Below are 17,241 nucleotides of genomic sequence, written 5' to 3' on the forward strand. Positions count from 1 at the left end.
AACATCACAATCAATAACGAAATCTTTATGAATATTCCAAACACACTGACCATCGCCACTCGTCAAAGCCCTCTAGCTCTATGGCAAGCCCATTTTGTTCAAAAAATTCTAGAAAAACTTTATCCTACCATGAAAGTTGAACTGCTAGAAATGGTAACCAAGGGCGATAAGATTCTAGACACACCGCTTGCCAAAATCGGTGGTAAGGGCTTGTTTGTCAAAGAATTAGAAACCGCATTGTATGAAAAGCGAGCCGACATTGCTGTGCATTCATTAAAAGATGTGCCAATGGTATTACCAGAGGGTCTGACCCTAGGAGCATACCTTGAACGCCATGCACCAACCGATGCTTTTGTGTCTAACAAATACAAGCACCTAAATGACCTACCAAACGGTGCCGTGCTGGGCACATCAAGCCTACGCCGTGAATGCCAAATCGCCCACGCCTACCCAAATCTTACCATTAAGTCTTTGCGTGGCAATGTTGGCACACGACTGTCCAAACTTGATGATGGTGAATACGACGCAATCATCTTAGCAACCAGCGGACTTGAACGCTTGGGGCTAAACGAGCGTATTTGCCATGAATTAGACAAAAAACTGAGCTTGCCTGCGGTTGGCCAAGGGGCGTTGGCGATTGAATGCCGAGCAGAGGACAGCACAATTTTAAATTTACTCGCCCCGCTAAACCACACCGCCACACGCCTGTGCGTTCTTGCTGAACGAGCCATGAACCGCACACTAGAAGGTGGTTGCCAAGTACCGATTGCAGGCTTTGCCACCATTGATAGCGATACACTCACTTTGCGTGGGCGAGTTGGTAGCATTGATGGCAAAACCCTGTTAAAAAGCAAAGATAACATCACACTAACCCACACAGCAGCTGACGAAATTGCAGCCAAAACCTTAGGCGAGAGCCTTGCCAAAGACCTGTTATCAAAGGGTGCAGACACCATTTTAAAAGAAGTTTACAACAGCTGATTGCACTGATTTACCGTTCATGACCGCACTATTTATTAACACACGCCCCACACACCGTAGCACTGCCTTAAACGAGCTTGGCAATGTGGCTGGCGTGTGCGTGGTCAATCTACCCTTGCTTGCCATTTGTAATTTACCCATCAATGAATGCGAGCAAAAAATGATGAACGATTTGCTTGATGGTGCTTATCAAACGCTCATCATCACCAGCGTAGAGTCCGCAAAACGAGCGATTGATTATCTAAAAAAAATAGGATATCAACACGCAAATGATTTACCCCAATCATTTTCCACCCCAATCATTGCAGTAGGTTCTGCCACCGCAAAAGCATTGCAAGCATTTGGTCTATCAGTCATACTGCCCATCACTGCTAATAATGAGAGCATGCTTGAATTGGCTGTGATTAATAAACTTCAAAAAGGGGACAAAGTGCTGATTTGGCGTGGTATGGGTGGTCGCAGACTGCTACAAGACACCTTGTCAGCAAAAGGCGTCAACATTGATGCCATCAGGTGGTACAAGCGAGTTACTCCACCAGATTTAAAAGATACTTATCATGCCATCGCCCCACAGCTTGTTCAAGCCCACAATAACAACACACCCATTTTCATACTGATTGCCAGTCAAATGGCTTTTGAAAATTGGCAAAATCTTGCTTGTCCTTTTGCCAAAAGTATTCGTTATCTGACCCTAGGCGAGCGATTGTTTGAGCTGGTAAAAAACACCCAGCCCAACGCCCAAATTTTACTCATTGATGAACTTGGCAAACAGCACATTGAATCAATGATTACCCAAATTACCAGCACTTGCTAGGCGCCACCTACCCACCAGAATTATCTCCTTTACTCATTTTTTTCAGCATTTTGTGTCATATCTCCCCTTGAAAAACCATGAAAAGTCTTTATCAAGATAAGGATTTTTTGTTTTTATTGATAAGGTGGAAAAACCATGACTGACGCAACCCAAAACGAGACCATCGCACCACAAGAAACCGCAGAAACGGCGACACAAGAGACCTGCGAGATGACCACAAAAATTGCTCAACTAGAAGCTGAGATTAAAGAGGCAAAAGAGGTGGCGGCACGAGCCAACGCTGAAAGCTACAATGCTCAACGCCGCATGGAACAAGAAACTGAAAAAGCCAAAAAATTTGCCTTGCAAAAATTTGCCAAAGAATTGCTTGATGTGGTGGACAACCTAGAAAGAGGATTGGCCGCCAGCGAGCAAACAGGTGCAGACGAAAGTGTGCTTGAAGGCTTGCGTCTAACACATAAATCGCTACTGTCAGTATTAGAACGCAATGGCGTGGTCGCAGTAGGCGAAGTGGGTGAAGCATTCAACCCTGACCTACATGAGGCAGTCGGTATTTTTCCTAATGCAGACAAAGATGTCATCGGACAAGTTTTGCAAAAAGGTTATATGCTAAACGAGCGTTCCATTCGCCCTGCGATGGTGCTTGTCGGAGCGTGATTGTGGGTGCTTAGATACATCTGATTAAGATATCCTATCTGGACCGACTTGCAATCAAAACTTAAAGCTTTGTGGATTTTATTTTAAATTTCAATGACTTAAAACAAAGTTTTTTATAAAAAAATTTAAAATTTGTCAAATTTTCCCTTGAAAATCAAAATTTGACACAAATATAGCAGACAAGTTTGGCAAAACACAGATTTTTTAAAAGATTTAAAATTATCTAATTTGCTAAAAAATTAACCAAACAAATCGGAGAATAATTATGGGTAAAGTAATTGGTATTGACTTAGGTACAACCAACTCATGCGTTGCCGTTCTAGAAAATGGCAATGTTAAAGTCATCGAAAATGCAGAAGGTGCACGCACCACACCATCTATTGTCGCCTTTAAAGACGGTGAGACTTTGGTTGGTCAATCAGCCAAACGCCAAGCGGTAACCAACCCACAAAACACGCTATTTGCTGTCAAACGCCTGATTGGTCGTCGCTATGATGAGCAAGCAGTACAAAAAGACATTGGTCTTGTGCCTTATAAAATCGTCAAAGCAGACAATGGCGATGCTTGGGTAGAAGCGGGCGACAAAAAACAAGCACCGCCACAAATCTCGGCAGAAGTTTTGAAAAAAATGAAGAAGACCGCCGAAGATTACTTAGGAGAGCCTGTTACCGAAGCTGTTGTTACAGTACCAGCCTACTTTAACGACAGCCAACGCCAAGCCACAAAAGACGCAGGTCGTATTGCAGGGCTTGATGTCAAGCGTATCATCAACGAACCAACCGCTGCTGCCCTTGCTTTTGGTCTTGACAAAAAAGAAGGTGACCGCACAATTGCTGTCTACGACCTAGGTGGCGGTACTTTTGATGTGTCTATCATCGAGATTGCTGATGTAGATGGCGAGCAACAGTTTGAAGTACTTTCAACCAATGGTGACACTTTCTTAGGCGGTGAGGATTTTGATATTGCTTTGATTGACTATCTGGTCGAAGAATTTAAAAAAGAGCAAAATGTCAATCTAAAAGGCGATCCGCTAGCCATGCAACGCCTAAAAGAAGCTGCTGAAAAGGCCAAGATTGAACTGTCAAGCTCAACCTCTACTGAAGTAAACTTACCGTACATCACTGCCGATGCGACAGGTCCTAAGCACTTGGTGATCAACATCAGCCGTGCCAAACTAGAGGCCCTGACCGAAGAGCTAGTGGCTCGTACCATCGCTCCATGCAAAATCGCTCTAGAAGATGCAGGCTTGTCAGCATCTGACATTGACGATGTGATTTTGGTGGGTGGTCAAAGCCGTATGCCATTGGTTCAGCAAAAAGTACAAGACTTCTTTGGCAAAGAGCCTCGTAAAGATGTCAACCCTGACGAAGCTGTCGCCATCGGTGCTGCCATTCAAGGTGCCGTGTTGGCTGGTGATAAAAAAGATGTCTTGCTACTAGATGTAACTCCGCTAACCTTGGGTATTGAAACCATGGGTGGCGTGATGACTGCCATTATTGAGAAAAACACCATGATTCCTACCAAAAAATCACAAGTGTTTTCAACAGCGGCCGACAATCAGCCTGCGGTATCCATTCAAGTTTATCAAGGTGAGCGTAAGATTGCCAACCAAAACAAACTGCTTGGCAACTTTGATCTGACTGACATTCCGCCAGCACCAAGAGGCGTACCACAAATTGAGGTTACCTTTGACATTAACGCTGACGGCATTATGAATATCTCGGCTCGTGATAAAGGCACAGGCAAATCACAATCCATTCAAATCAAAGCAGACAGCGGTCTGTCTGAAGAAGAGATTGAGCAAATGGTGCGTGATGCTGAGGCGAATGCTGAGGCGGATAAGAAATTTGCCGAGCTGGCAAACGCCCGTAACGAGGCTGACGGTCGCATTGGTGCGGTGCAAAAAGCACTAAAAGACAACGCCGATAAAGCCACTGGCGAAGAAAAACAAGCGGTTGAAACAGCCATCAGTGAGCTAGAACTTGCCACCAAAGAAGACGATGTGGAGGCAATCAAATCCAAGATAGAAGCTCTTGACAATGCTTTCTTGCCAATTGGTACAAAGATTTATAGTCAAGAAAGCGGTGCAAGTGCTGAACAGGCCCAACAAGCTCAACAACCTGCTGATGACGGCGTAGTGGATGCTGAATTCACCGAAGTCAAAGATGACAAGTAATCTTTAAGGCGGATTAATAAAAAAATAAGCTCCCATAAAGGGGGCTTATTTTTATCAATCTTACAAATTTTTAAAAACCGTGCAAATCATGGTTTTTTTGATTTTATGAATCAGTCGCACTCCGCTTAGCGTGCGACCGATTCAAATGATGATTTTTATTTTAAAATTTCATCTCCAAAGACACGGTGTAATTACGACCTGGTGCAGCATATCGGACATGATTTGTCCCAGTATCCTGATTGACCGCATTAATAGACGACTGACGCAAACTCTCCCAAGTGCTGTACTTGTAGTTCATCAAATTATGTATACCCGCTCGGACAGTAATATTTTTGTGAGGCATGAAATAGCCTATCAAATCATGCGTATACCAACTACGAGAGCCTTTATTAGGAATGGCCAACGCAATATTGCTACCATAGTAAGCAGAACCAGTCAGTTCATCGGCATTTTTGGCCATAGAGTAGGTAAGGCTATGATTAAAACCCCATTGGCCATCAGGAGCGTCATAACCAACCCCTACCACCATTCGAGCAGGTTGAATGGCATCTAAAATTGGATCGGTGGTCAATGTAAAGCCTTTGTGAATATGACGGTCTTTAACTTTAATATGATTATACGCAATATTAGAATATAGCCCATCAGGCAGTCTATCAGATACGCCATACCAATCAATCTTACCCAGCACATTAACACCCTCCAAAAGAAGATTTTGGATATTATAATAATCACTGATCAGCACCCCATCTTTTTTATCCCCTTTGGCAATTAGGTCCTTGTATTTATTGGTAAAATAGCTGGCTTCAAGTGTACCAAGCCGTCCTGACACGCCCACACCAAACTCATGGTTGGTAGATTTTTCAGGACGAGGAGCTACACGGCTTTTATAATCCTTATCGGTAAGTGCGTTATCTTTTCCAGATGCACCCGTACGAATGCCATACATTTCATAAAAAGCAGGCACTCTAAATCCGTTTGAATAGCGATAAGACAATGCTAAATAGTCCGTTGGGCGTACTGTCAATCCTGCATTGTACGACCAGTTTTTATAGTTACCCACCGCTGTCCATTCATCATCTGAGCGAAATTGGTATGTATCATGTCGAAGACCTAAGCCCAAATCCACCTTGTCGCCAATTTGTATATGATCTTTAAGTGCCCAAAAAGCATTTTTTCCTGTAATGACACGAGCCTGACAGCTGTTATTATCAGCACTGTTTGCATTACAAGCGGTACCCGACTGCATGGCAACTGGCAAACGCTCATACACCCAAGGAGTAATGCCAGTCGCTGCGTGTTTAGCTCCTTTATATAGGGTTTTATATCCGCCCGAAACATAGTTAAACGACAATGCCCCACGATCCAGCACAGATTTAAGATCGCTCACACCAATCAAAGCACCCACATGATGCTTACTTTTGGCAATCTCAAATCTTTTTTCAAGCTTGGTTTGTGCCAGCGTGATACGTTCTTGATATTTATTATGTTCCTTGCCTGACCATGACCAAGGCTTATCTAGGCTTGCTTGGCAACGACCCAGATTAGGATAGTCATTACAACGCATCAAATGCACTGTACTGTCCAAATTTACCACTTGATTATCCAGACTCACCGTTGCTTTATCAAGAAGTCCTTGTTGGTTTGGATTGGTAAACTGATACGACAAACCAAAACGATTTTTTTGATGCACTTCGTCAAAAAATCGTGTGTTACTATATCTGGCACCGTATTTACCAGTATTACCAGCATCAAATACCAAACCGCTTAACGGATTGTTAATATCATCAGGAATACCCAAATTACCACCCAGAGTTAAAGACTTAACACCATGACTATCCTTGGTGTAATAAGCGGGTAGGGTCATGTCTTGGATATTATAGTACTGTTTGGTATGCTCAATGACCGTCCACAAACGATGGGCATCATCAATACTATAGCCCGCCTTATAAAAAATAGATTTGCTTTTATAATCCATCGGATTGGCATGAACACGGTCACGCCCTGTATATTCTTTGGTGTTGGCAGTTTTTGTAGGATAAAGCGTACGATCAGCCTGAGCCTGCTCTTCGTCGGTTAATATGGGTGTGGTACGCACCGACAATGTGCTACGATTGACCTCAGCAGAAGGCAAAGGTAGGCAATCTAGCGTTGGACAATCATTCTTAACCAAATAATAAGCATTGCTGTAAGTGTTAGGCTGACTACTGATTAAATCATAACGATTAAAATAACCCACCAACGGCTGATAGCTATGCTGTTTGGCATCAATGTCGCTATGGCTAAGAGTTTGCTTACCCTCTCTGTGCGTATAAATCAAGATACTATCAAATTTATCGGCCTTAAACGCCCCTGCTATTGATTGCGTCCACTGATCATTTTTGCTACTATAAGCACTCTTACTGTCCAACCCCCAATTTTTTCCCTGCTTGATGACATCAAAAGCATCTTTGGTGACAAAACCCACTGCACCACCCAAAGCTCCGCTACCATATTCAGCAGAACTAGCCCCTTTACTTAGCTCAATATTTTTAATGTTTTCATATTCAACTTCGTTAATAGCACCGCCACCTGCTTGGGTTTTTAATGCCACATAGGATTGAGCCTGATTTAATCCATCTACCATAATTGCAACACGGTTTTTATCTACACCCCGTATCGCATAGCCTGAGGTTGCACCACGACCTTGCTCCACCACAGAAATACCAGGGTCATAGCGAGTCAGATCACGAATACCAAGTACCAAATCTTTATCTATGTCGGTGGCGCGTTTTACCACCTTGCCCAAACCTGTAATCTCATTAGTCTTGCGTGTTGCTTTTTTTTGCGAGACAATGTCAATATTTTCAAGAACAACAACAGGCTCAATATTGGCATTGTTAGCACTACTGATATTATTGGTATTTTGCTCTTGGGCCCAAGCTGAGTTGCCAAATAATGCCAAACTGACTGCCGAAAATAATAAATTGTATTTATACTGGTGCATATTTTTTCCTATTGCTAGATTAAATTTAGACTAGATACCTAATTGATATCTAGTCCAATGGTTTTTTACAAATTCAGTGATTGGTATTGATATTTAAGGTTTTTTCGTTTGTTTTTTACCCCCAAAAACCACCGCAATACCATCCTCACCCTCTTTTTTATGATGGATAACCCCACCGAGTTCTGAGGCATTAGGCCCATAAAAACCACCAGTAAAACCTGCATTGATATTGACAATCGCAGCAGCACCTGTGCTTTTAGGATCAAGATTGAAGCCACCCTTAGCTGTCTTGGCTGTACCACTAAAACCATTGCCTGCGATCACGCCATTTAACATCAAAGCAGGGCGATCATCCAGACCGTCATTATCAATCAGCTTGCCATCAAACTTCTTGCTACCAAAATCCACCTCAAAAAGACTGCGTGTACCAGACTGTTTATCAGCACTGGCAGATACCGTCCATCTGCGACCATCATCTTTGCTGTCAAAATAGCCCTCCCATGTACCACGATAGTAAGCCTTGCCATCTTTGGGCATTTTGTCAGCTTCGGTACGCTCACCCACCAAAAACAATCTGCCATCTTTTAAGATGATGACACCACCCTCTTGATTGACCGTGCCATAAACACCAAATTTAATATAATCCAAATTGTTACAGCAGACGCTAACAGAAAGTTTTTTACCATTATGATCTACCTGTCTGGTATGGATAAAGTCCATACCAGCAAAGCTAGCAATACCCTCAGGTAATAACGCCAAGCGTTTACCATCAATAATGAGATGGGTGATTTGCCCAAAAGTATCCATGCTAAATTTGTTCAAAGTGGCTGTATCAATGCCAATAGCATCAAATTTATGCTCCAAATTATCATCGCTTAGCTTATCACGCTTGGCAGCAAACACCCCAAATAGTGATTTATTTGTTGCCAAAAACTTACCAGCCAGCTCTTCAGCTTTTTCGCCAAAAAACCCACCTTCAAGCTGTCCATCTTGACCAAAAATGGTATGGCTCTTATCAGTAGCGGTCGCTGTGCCACTAAATCGGTTGCCTTTTAGTGTGGCATTGACTTGGTAACGCTCGGTGTTGGTTTGCTCTGATGCCTTAGATTCGGCAACATAACCATGACTGTATAATTTTCCTGCCAGTGTTTTTGCCCCAAAATCCACCTCAAACTCACTACCATGACCAACTTTAGCACCTTCAATACGGTTGTTGACATACGCATCAAGCGATGTTGCACCCGACAAGTTGCCAGGGCTATTTTGATTATCACTTGTAAAGCCATCAGGCAAAGAGCGAGTCTTGTCAGCATCAGAAGTAAAATCCCAAGTCCCTACATATTTGACTTTTTGGGTAGGCATGATGAATGATGGTGTTGCCCCTTGATAAAATACATAGCCACGAGGCCCCACATATAGCTGGCGTTTTTTCTCGCTGTCAGTTACCCAACTGCCCCCTGCCTCAGTATCAATAATATATCCTGAACGCACATACTGCATATCACGATTACGAGACAGTACGCCTTTATCATGTGAATAAACAATTTCTTCACTGGCCTTGTCTTGTTGGCTCAATAGCTTTTTGTAATGTTCTGGAATGTCTTGCAAACGATGATTGATGATAGAGGCGTCATTGATACCGACCTTATCTGTTTTATTGCCCCGTCTTGGAATTTCGGCAATATACCCCAAAGCAGGCTCCTGACCTTGAACTGCACCATCTAGCGTGCGTCTATCACCTTGCTCATCTTGATAGGTAGGCTCTTTGGGTGTGCTTGGTGCATTTGTGTTTTGTTGTGCACCCTGTGTATTAGGATTTTGAACATGATTGACATCAAAACTGCCGCCATTACTGGCACAAGCGGTCAATAGTAAGGCACCAATCATCACGCTCAGGGGCGTTTTTACATACAATTTCATACAATCCTCCTAAATGGTTTTGTATTTTTATAAAAATAAAGCAATAAAACATTGTTAAGCAATGATATGTTTAAAGAAAAAACCGCTCACAGTAAAGCCATCACAGCTTTTTTTTGATGGACAAATCAGATGAAAACAAAAAAAACTTAACCACATCTTTACCTGACAACACTTAACTTGACAACATGACTAATAAAAGTCATTTGATAATTATTCATAATTGTAAATAATATTTATTATTATGTCAATACTACAGAAATATTATTTCAATTTGTATCCTCATAAATACACAAATCAATAAAGCGATGGCAAGCCATTAGCAAAAAAAAAAAATCAGTCCTTACAAAAAAAAGAGACTGATTTTTTTATAAAAGTTCTTTATAATAAATTAAAAATATTCATTGATAAGGGACGGGCTGATGTCAGACATACTTTCTCAATTTCTTCCCATTTTCTTGGTTACACTTGGTGTATTTATCCTGTTTTTCTTGTTCATGGGGGTTGGTTATCTGATACAAAAAAAACCTCTCAAAGGCTCATGTGGCGGGGTAGCAACCTTAATGGGCGATGAATATTGCCAATTTTGTGGCAATGACCCCAATAAATGCGAAAGCCTAACCGATGAAAACAAAGAATCAATGCGTACCAAGCAAGCCAAGCTAGAGCAAATCACCAAGCAAGCATGAACAAAAAAGGGCGTATCAACCGCCCTTTATTGATCGCTTGGTTTGTTACTGCGGTTTTATTTATTCCATACGGAGCGGATGTCTGGTCAATGTCTGATTGCCAATCTTAACAGTCGGACACACCCACTCGTTGCCTTGCCACTTCATACAATGCCATACCTGTAGCAACGCTGACATTTAGGCTTTGTGGGCGGTCTGGATTGTCAGCCATGGGAATATACACCAAAGTATCACAATACTCTTGGGTAAGCCTTCTCATGCCATCGCCTTCTGAACCCATGATGACAGCGACTTTTCCGCTAAAATCACAAGCATACAAGGGTTTGGCAGTCTCATCAAGTGCTGTACCAAAGACGAACACGCCTGCTTTTTTAAGAACGTCAAGACTACGAGCCAGATTGGTTACGGCAATCACAGGGATCACTTCTGCCGCCCCCACCGATACCTTTGCGACCGCTGGTGTCATGGAGACACTTTGATGCTTAGGGACAATGACAGCATCCACGCCCATTGCACTTGCTGAACGCAGACACGCCCCCAGATTATGTGTATCTGTGATTTGGTCCAGTACCAAAAACAGCACATCAGACTTTTGAGCAAGCTCAGCCATATATGTCTCATCATACATTGGTGGCAGTCGTGCCGATAATACAACACCTTGATGCTGATGACTGTCACATAATTCGGACAGCCTGTCCTTATGTGTCATTTGCACACTCACGCCAACCTCTTTTGCCAAAGCAATGATGTCATCGTGTGTCTGGCTGACCAACCCGTCCTCACGAATCTGCACAAACAATGTCAGTGCATCATGTGGACGATGCTTTAATAAAGCAATAACAGCATGAACGCCGTAAAAATGCGGGGTGCGATTTGATTTATTTTTAGTATTTTTAGTCGCCAGTTTGACATTTGAATTGGTAGGCTTATTTTTTTTGTCAAACAATTTGTCTGATGAACGATGGTTTTTATGTGATTTTGACATGAAGTTGGCTTGGTTAAGAATGATGTTGCTATTGTGGCAAATTTGTATCAAATTGTCAAAATTTCATCTGTACAAGCAAGGGTTTATACGCACACTGTTCATCAAACCACCCATCATCAATGAAAATTACATTTCATAAATTGCCAAATTCACATAAATTGATTATCATAAACCACCACTTTTTACAAAATAAAGAACATCACTATGCTAGTCTCTTTAAGCCTAAACAATCTTGCCCTAATTGATGCAAAAGAAGTCAGCTTTGATGGGCGATTTAATGTCATCACAGGCGAGACAGGGGCAGGCAAGTCATTGATTTTAGACGCATTATCCTTGTGTACAGGTGAGCGTGCTGATAGTGGTATCGTCCGCCACGGCCATGATGAAGCAAGTGTATTTGGTGAATTTGATGTATCAAATAATGACGAGGTGGTCGCTTGGTTTGCCAAGCATGAACGAGAATTGGGAGAAGATACTCTGCTCATTCGCCGAAAAATCAGTACGCAAGGTCGCTCAAAATCATGGATTAATGGCGTGCCAGCAAGCATCAGCGAACTCAAATCACTTGGGCAAATCCTAGTCAATATCCACTCACAACACGCAGGATTAGAATTACTAAAACCACAATTTATCATCGATTGGCTGGATAAAGTTGGCAAACTCACCTCTCTAAAAGTTGCCACCAAGAATGCTTATCACGCTTGGCAAACCATCAAAAAACAAGCCGACAACACCAAAAGTCAATCAGCACAGCGGGCTGACCGCATGGCATTACTGTCAGCAAAACTCAATGACATCGAGCCACTATTATCGGTAAATCTTCATGAGATCGAGCATGAGTATGACGAGCTATCCAACCTAGAAGCTTTAATGACAGAAGCAATGACAGCGGTGAATATTCTAGATAATCATGACGAACCGAGCGTAGTAAGCCTGCTTGGGCGTGCGATGCGACTGTGTGATCATAGTGCCGATAAAAGCAAATTATTTGGTGAATGTGGTCAGTTACTTGCACTGGCCCAAGAACACATCATGGACGCTGCTGCTAAGCTGTCCGACTATGCCGAACAATCTTTGCCCGATGAAGAACGCTTGCACGAATTGGACAATCTACTCAGTTTAGCTCATCGCCTATCAAGCAAATACCACACGCCTGCTGACGAACTCATTCATGATGCCAATGATTGGCAGGCCGAACTGGATAAACTTGGTGCCATGCCCGATAATGATACGCTAGATGTGCAAGTCAAAGAGGCTTATAAGGCTTATCTGATGGCGGCCAATGCTCTTGATGAGGCACGCATCGCCATCGCACCAGATGTTTGTAGGCAACTACAAGCACAACTATCGCCATTGGCACTGCCAAACGCACACTGCGAGTTTGCCTTTTATCCCAAAGATGAAAACAGCTACAATGCACATGGCAAATACGATATTGCTTTACTGTTTAGTGCCAATGTCGGTATGCCACCACAGCCGCTACACAAAGTCGCCTCAGGTGGTGAATTGTCTCGCATCGCACTTGTGATGCAGGTCATGGTAACAGGCGATGGCAAAGACAATCGTCCAACACTGGTTTTTGATGAGGTTGATGTTGGTATCAGCGGTGGCACAGCACAAGTGGTGGGCGAACTTTTACGCAGCCTTGGCGAATATCAACAACTACTCGCCATCACGCATCAAGCCCAAGTTGCCGCCGCTGCACATCGTCATATTTTGGTATATAAAAACCATGGCGAACAGACAACAAGCGACATCAGCATCATCACAGGCGAATATCAGATTGATGAACTGGCACGAATGTCAGGTGGTGTCAATATCACAGATGCCACACGCGCCCATGTCAAAAGCCTGCTTGCTGACATCACGCAAGATTAAACACATCAGACGCATTAAAAGAATTGACAAACCAACCAAAATAACCAAAAAAACCAAACAATGGCCAATACCAAAAATTTTAAAAATCTTGCTCATCACTTCATCGCGGCCAGACCCAGCCTAGATGATGATCACTTTGCAAACACGCTCATCTATATTTGTCGGCATACCATCGATGGTGCATGGGGCTTTATCATCAATCAACCCCTACCATTTTCAGTCGGCGGACTGCTCAACGAACTTGAATTGCCTAGCTCACAAATCACCATGAACACACCTGCGTTGGATGGTGGTCCGATGCGTCCAGAGGCAGGATTCATACTACACACAGGATTGCCAAATTATCATTCATCATTTGCCATCGGTGAAAGTGTCTGCTTAACAACCAGCAAAGACATTTTAGAGCATCTATCAACAGACAGTGTGGCACACTATCTGATGTGCATGGGTTTTTGTAGTTGGAGTGAAGGGCAGTTAGAGGCTGAGGTGGCACAAGGCGATTGGCTTGTTTGCCCATCTGATTTAGAAATTTTATTCCGCACGCCATTTGATGAACGGTTAAATCAGGCTTATGGTAAAATTGGCATCAATCCAGATACTTTTGTCAGCACCGCAGGGTTTGCCTAATGATTGACAGTACACAACCAAAACTCATTCTCGCCCTAGATTTTGGCATCAAAAAAATGGGAATGGCACTGGGCAATTCTCTTACAATGGACGCCCGCCCCTTTGACATCTTGGCAATGAACAACGGTCAGCCAGATTGGGACAACCTACTTGGCATCATTGAGGCTTGGAAAATTAATGAAATTTTAGTGGGCTTACCCATAAACATGGATGGCACAGACTCTATGCTCTCAAAGCGTGCCGCCAAGTTTGCCCGACGCCTATCACACCGCCTAGGCGAACGACACTCCTTGGCTCGTGTGTTCATGTATGATGAACGCCTGTCATCAAGACAGGCCCAAGATTTGGCATGGGAGCGTGGCTGGATATCAAGTGAATACGAACCAATCGACGACATCGCAGCGTGCATCTTGATTGATGGGTATTTTAACGCACCGACGCTTGCCCAATATGTCAGCAGTTATCATGACAAAGAGCATAAGGGCAAAGATTGATTGCCACACGACATTCATTTGTCATTTTAAAATCATTAAATCTTAATAAGCCACCTAACACCACAACATCACACCAAAAACTCATGAATGATCATACCAGCACTCTTATTGCCCGCACCACCGAAACCCTACACCTTGCCAACATCAGCGTATATCTTGGCATGGTTGCCATCATTTGTTTTAGCGTGTTTGGCACGCTAGCAAGCATGGCAACTTTTAAAGACAATGCAATGATTTATTACGCCTTTCATTATCTACCCTATGCATTGATTGGAGTTAGCATACCAATCAGCCTATTTCATCTGTTTTTTTTATGGCGATATCAAATCATGCAGGGTGCAATTTTGGTATTGATATTTTTAACCGCCATGAGTCTAACACTGTTTGCACTGGGTAATTATGCCTTTTACGGCAAGACCACAACCTTTTTTATGGCGATTTTTTTGGCGATGGTGGCGTGGTTTGCCATGCCATATGTATTTAGAGTCAATTTAAGAAAGTTTTTAAATTTTTTGGAAGATAAATCAAGTCAATCAAACAACCCAGAGAATACCTAATGAGCCACATCCTAGATACCAAAGGGTTAATTTGCCCAGAGCCTGTCATGCTACTGCATAAAGCCATCAGACAGGCCAAAAGCGGTGAGCAGATTGAGATTTTTGCTACCGATCCTGCAACAACAAGAGACATTCCAAATTTTTGTCGCCATTTAGGACATATCTTACAAAGCGAAGAGGTGCTGGCTGATGGTAGCTATCGCTATGTCGTGATTAAAAAGTTGGCATAATCATGAGTAAGATTCGTGCTCGCACGCCTAGAATACCCAGCATCAACCATGACGATGCAGACCCCATCTATCTGACAGAATTTCGTACCGCCATGCTGGCTCGTGGCCTGTCTGTACGCACACGCAACGCATACATGACAGATTTGCGTCTTTGCCTAGCAACAACCAATAAGCCTTTAACCAAGTGGGATAAACAAGATGTGTATTATTGCCTACAATCTACCCAAGCCACAGGTAAAAACCCACGCACCATTGCCAGAATGCTTGCCAGCCTACGCCAATTTTTCTTATGGCAAATCGGCAATGAAGTACGCAAAGACAATCCTTGCGAAGACATCAAAAACCCAAAAGTCCAAAAACCCTTACCAAAAGTACTGTCTGAAGACGCCGTTACCCAATTGCTAGAAACACCAGATGGCAGTCTTTTAGGTCTGCGTGATAAGGCCATGCTTGAGATCATGTATGCCTGTGGTTTGCGAGTGAGCGAGCTTGTCAATCTATCACTAGAACAAGTTAATATGAATGCTGGCTGGCTACAAATTACAGGCAAAGGCAATAAAACTCGCCTAATCCCCATGGGAGAATATGCCAAAAATGCCATAGAAAACTATCTAACCTACAGCAGAGGTGAGCTATTGGCAGGAAAAACTGACTGTCAGGCAGTTTTTTTGACCGAACAAGGTGGCTACATGACACGGCATAACTTTTGGCACATGATAAAAAAATATGCCAAACTTGCTGACATCAAAACTGACATATCTCCACATACTCTGCGGCACGCATTTGCCACACATTTGGTCAATCATGGGGCAGATTTGCGTAGCGTACAGCTACTTCTAGGACACAGCGATCTATCCACCACGCAGATTTACACCCATGTTGCCACCGCCAGACTTCAAGCGTTGCATGGCGAACACCACCCTAGGGGCTGATCGGATAAATCCACAAATGAGTAAGCAAAGCCAAGCAAGGTAGCCAAGTCTACCACTCCATCATTAGCATCATCTTAGCATCAAAAGCCTGCCAAGCGACAAAAACCAGCGATTATTTTAGAAAAATTGTCAGATTGATGGACTTGTTGTATCATAGAACTTTTTAGAAGATTTAAAAGAGCAAGAATATGACCACCACCCTAGCAGACCTACAACACAAAGCCAAATTTTGGCGAGCCGACATCAATTTTTGCCAAGAAGTGCTTGGCAAACCCTTTGATTTTCGTACCACTTGGGGGATTTTTAGCCCAGAAAAGCTTGACGATGGTAGTCTGATGCTACTTGACTACATTGACTTTCGGCACAATGATAATTCTATTGACTTAGGCTGTGGCTATGGCGTACTGGGCATGACGGCGGCTCGTGAATGTCAAGATGGGCAACACCTATTGATTGACAAAGACTTTGTGGCAGTAGAATACGCCAAGCTAAACTGCCAAAAAAATGGTCTTGCCAACACCGAAGTCATGCTATCAAATGGCTTTGCACATGTGCCAAAAGAGCGACAATTTAGCCTTGTGATGAGCAATCTACCCGCCAAGGCAAGCAAAGAACAGCACTATTTGTACCTACTAGATGCCTATGAACGCATGGAAATGGGTGGTCGCTTTTATGTGGTTACCATCAATGGACTTAGAGACTTCATGAAGCGTTCATTCACCGAAGTTTTTGGTAACTCAGACAAGCTAAAACAAGGCAAAACTTATACGGTAACAATGGCAATAAAAGAATAATGGCACCAAGCATGAATCCATTTCGTCTACCATGGTTTATCAAAAAATACCACAAAAACAAGCCTATTGTTCGTGCTTTGACCACTGGTGAGATTGACTTAGCTAATAGTATATTTGGCAATTTGATTGATTATGGAACAGTAAAAATCATCAACTGCCCTTATGCCCCATGGCAGCCTGAGAATATCTTCATCGCACCCAATGGTTTTATTTTTGTTGGCGATAGGCATTACCGAGACGACTATTCAGCACACGGCAGGGCATATCAGCAGATCTTTATTCATGAGATGACTCATGTCATGCAATATCAGCACGGCATCAATGTGCTATGGCATGGTGCGATTTTGCAAGCCCTTTATTATTTAACTTTTAAAAAATACAACCCATATCACTATGTCTTTGATGAGCATAAAGATTTTTGGGATTATAATATTGAACAACAAGGCAAAATTGCCGAGCATATCTATTTGGGCTGGTGTAAAAATGTGATTTGTCAGAATAATAAACAATGACTGGTCATATCGATA

At 42.8% G+C, this 17,241-nt stretch carries 16 protein-coding genes; 13 read left to right on the forward strand and 3 right to left on the reverse strand.

Annotated elements, in window-relative coordinates; genetic code table 11:
• Positions 1-27: 27 nt before the first annotated feature.
• The 4 genes from hemC (at position 28) to dnaK (ending at position 4,628) form a co-directional block, all read left to right on the forward strand.
• Entirely contained in the window at positions 28-981 is a 954-nt protein-coding gene (gene hemC, locus R0123_RS05770; protein ID WP_323843398.1) for a hydroxymethylbilane synthase, read from the forward strand.
• Between the two features lie 19 nt (positions 982-1,000).
• The gene (locus tag R0123_RS05775; RefSeq protein ID WP_323841028.1) at positions 1,001-1,795 is read left to right on the forward strand and encodes a uroporphyrinogen-III synthase; all 795 of its coding nucleotides are present in this window, start codon (positions 1,001-1,003) and stop codon (positions 1,793-1,795) included.
• A gap of 135 nt (positions 1,796-1,930) precedes the next feature.
• Entirely contained in the window at positions 1,931-2,452 is a 522-nt protein-coding gene (gene grpE / locus R0123_RS05780) for a nucleotide exchange factor GrpE (protein WP_323841027.1), read from the forward strand.
• Between the two features lie 265 nt (positions 2,453-2,717).
• The gene (gene dnaK / locus R0123_RS05785) at positions 2,718-4,628 is read left to right on the forward strand and encodes a molecular chaperone DnaK (RefSeq protein WP_323843399.1); all 1,911 of its coding nucleotides are present in this window, start codon (positions 2,718-2,720) and stop codon (positions 4,626-4,628) included.
• 160 nt (positions 4,629-4,788) lie between these two features.
• On the opposite strand, the gene R0123_RS05790 is transcribed toward dnaK, so the two are convergent.
• Both R0123_RS05790 and R0123_RS05795 read right to left on the reverse strand, forming a co-directional pair.
• A complete protein-coding gene (locus R0123_RS05790; protein WP_323843400.1) occupies positions 4,789-7,611 on the reverse strand; it encodes a lactoferrin/transferrin family TonB-dependent receptor in 2,823 nt (940 codons plus the stop codon).
• Positions 7,612-7,704: 93 nt separating this feature from the next.
• Positions 7,705-9,531 (reverse strand): transferrin-binding protein-like solute binding protein, encoded by a 1,827-nt coding sequence (locus R0123_RS05795; protein ID WP_323843401.1) that lies wholly within the window; start codon positions 9,529-9,531, stop codon positions 7,705-7,707.
• A 419-nt stretch (positions 9,532-9,950) separates the two neighbouring features.
• Here R0123_RS05795 and nqrM point away from each other — a divergent pair, with 419 nt between their 5' ends.
• A complete protein-coding gene (nqrM, locus tag R0123_RS05800; protein WP_323843402.1) occupies positions 9,951-10,217 on the forward strand; it encodes a (Na+)-NQR maturation NqrM in 267 nt (88 codons plus the stop codon).
• 106 nt (positions 10,218-10,323) lie between these two features.
• On the opposite strand, the gene rlmB is transcribed toward nqrM, so the two are convergent.
• Positions 10,324-11,163 carry a 23S rRNA (guanosine(2251)-2'-O)-methyltransferase RlmB gene (rlmB, locus tag R0123_RS05805; protein ID WP_416381701.1) on the reverse strand — a complete coding sequence of 280 codons (840 nt, stop codon included), beginning with the start codon at positions 11,161-11,163 and terminating at the stop codon, positions 10,324-10,326.
• A gap of 243 nt (positions 11,164-11,406) precedes the next feature.
• Here rlmB and recN point away from each other — a divergent pair, with 243 nt between their 5' ends.
• From recN to R0123_RS05845, 8 genes are all read left to right on the forward strand, one after another.
• On the forward strand, positions 11,407-13,080 hold the full coding sequence (gene recN / locus R0123_RS05810) for a DNA repair protein RecN (RefSeq protein WP_323843404.1): 1,674 nt from the start codon (positions 11,407-11,409) through the stop codon (positions 13,078-13,080).
• Between the two features lie 60 nt (positions 13,081-13,140).
• Entirely contained in the window at positions 13,141-13,707 is a 567-nt protein-coding gene (locus R0123_RS05815) for a YqgE/AlgH family protein (protein ID WP_323841020.1), read from the forward strand.
• Positions 13,707-14,201 (forward strand): Holliday junction resolvase RuvX, encoded by a 495-nt coding sequence (gene ruvX, locus R0123_RS05820; protein WP_323841019.1) that lies wholly within the window; start codon positions 13,707-13,709, stop codon positions 14,199-14,201. Before R0123_RS05815 ends, ruvX begins: the two co-directional genes overlap by 1 nt.
• A gap of 83 nt (positions 14,202-14,284) precedes the next feature.
• Positions 14,285-14,758, forward strand: coding sequence for a hypothetical protein (locus R0123_RS05825; RefSeq protein WP_323843405.1), 474 nt, complete (start codon positions 14,285-14,287; stop codon positions 14,756-14,758).
• Positions 14,758-14,988: a sulfurtransferase TusA gene (gene tusA / locus R0123_RS05830; protein WP_323841017.1), complete on the forward strand. Its 231-nt coding sequence runs from the start codon at positions 14,758-14,760 to the stop codon at positions 14,986-14,988. Before R0123_RS05825 ends, tusA begins: the two co-directional genes overlap by 1 nt.
• A 2-nt stretch (positions 14,989-14,990) precedes the next feature.
• On the forward strand, positions 14,991-15,920 hold the full coding sequence (gene xerD, locus R0123_RS05835; protein WP_323843406.1) for a site-specific tyrosine recombinase XerD: 930 nt from the start codon (positions 14,991-14,993) through the stop codon (positions 15,918-15,920).
• A gap of 188 nt (positions 15,921-16,108) precedes the next feature.
• Positions 16,109-16,714: a class I SAM-dependent methyltransferase gene (locus R0123_RS05840; protein WP_323841015.1), complete on the forward strand. Its 606-nt coding sequence runs from the start codon at positions 16,109-16,111 to the stop codon at positions 16,712-16,714.
• An 11-nt stretch (positions 16,715-16,725) separates the two neighbouring features.
• Positions 16,726-17,226 (forward strand): hypothetical protein, encoded by a 501-nt coding sequence (locus R0123_RS05845; RefSeq protein ID WP_323843407.1) that lies wholly within the window; start codon positions 16,726-16,728, stop codon positions 17,224-17,226.
• Positions 17,227-17,241: the final 15 nt, after the last annotated feature.

Origin of the sequence: Moraxella sp. Pampa (assembly GCF_035181385.1) — a bacterium.
Lineage (GTDB): Bacteria > Pseudomonadota > Gammaproteobacteria > Pseudomonadales > Moraxellaceae > Moraxella.

Excerpts from the sequence above, each read along its gene's own strand:
- hemC (WP_323843398.1), top strand. The coding sequence starts at position 28 with ATGAATATTCCAAACACACTGACCATCGCCACTCGTCAAAGCCCTCTA.
- R0123_RS05775 (WP_323841028.1), top strand. The coding sequence starts at position 1,001 with ATGACCGCACTATTTATTAACACACGCCCCACACACCGTAGCACTGCC.
- grpE (WP_323841027.1), top strand. The coding sequence starts at position 1,931 with ATGACTGACGCAACCCAAAACGAGACCATCGCACCACAAGAAACCGCA.
- dnaK (WP_323843399.1), top strand. The coding sequence starts at position 2,718 with ATGGGTAAAGTAATTGGTATTGACTTAGGTACAACCAACTCATGCGTT.
- R0123_RS05790 (WP_323843400.1), bottom strand. The coding sequence starts at position 7,611 with ATGCACCAGTATAAATACAATTTATTATTTTCGGCAGTCAGTTTGGCA.
- R0123_RS05795 (WP_323843401.1), bottom strand. The coding sequence starts at position 9,531 with ATGAAATTGTATGTAAAAACGCCCCTGAGCGTGATGATTGGTGCCTTA.
- nqrM (WP_323843402.1), top strand. The coding sequence starts at position 9,951 with ATGTCAGACATACTTTCTCAATTTCTTCCCATTTTCTTGGTTACACTT.
- recN (WP_323843404.1), top strand. The coding sequence starts at position 11,407 with ATGCTAGTCTCTTTAAGCCTAAACAATCTTGCCCTAATTGATGCAAAA.
- R0123_RS05815 (WP_323841020.1), top strand. The coding sequence starts at position 13,141 with ATGGCCAATACCAAAAATTTTAAAAATCTTGCTCATCACTTCATCGCG.
- ruvX (WP_323841019.1), top strand. The coding sequence starts at position 13,707 with ATGATTGACAGTACACAACCAAAACTCATTCTCGCCCTAGATTTTGGC.
- R0123_RS05825 (WP_323843405.1), top strand. The coding sequence starts at position 14,285 with ATGAATGATCATACCAGCACTCTTATTGCCCGCACCACCGAAACCCTA.
- tusA (WP_323841017.1), top strand. The coding sequence starts at position 14,758 with ATGAGCCACATCCTAGATACCAAAGGGTTAATTTGCCCAGAGCCTGTC.
- xerD (WP_323843406.1), top strand. The coding sequence starts at position 14,991 with ATGAGTAAGATTCGTGCTCGCACGCCTAGAATACCCAGCATCAACCAT.
- R0123_RS05840 (WP_323841015.1), top strand. The coding sequence starts at position 16,109 with ATGACCACCACCCTAGCAGACCTACAACACAAAGCCAAATTTTGGCGA.
- R0123_RS05845 (WP_323843407.1), top strand. The coding sequence starts at position 16,726 with ATGAATCCATTTCGTCTACCATGGTTTATCAAAAAATACCACAAAAAC.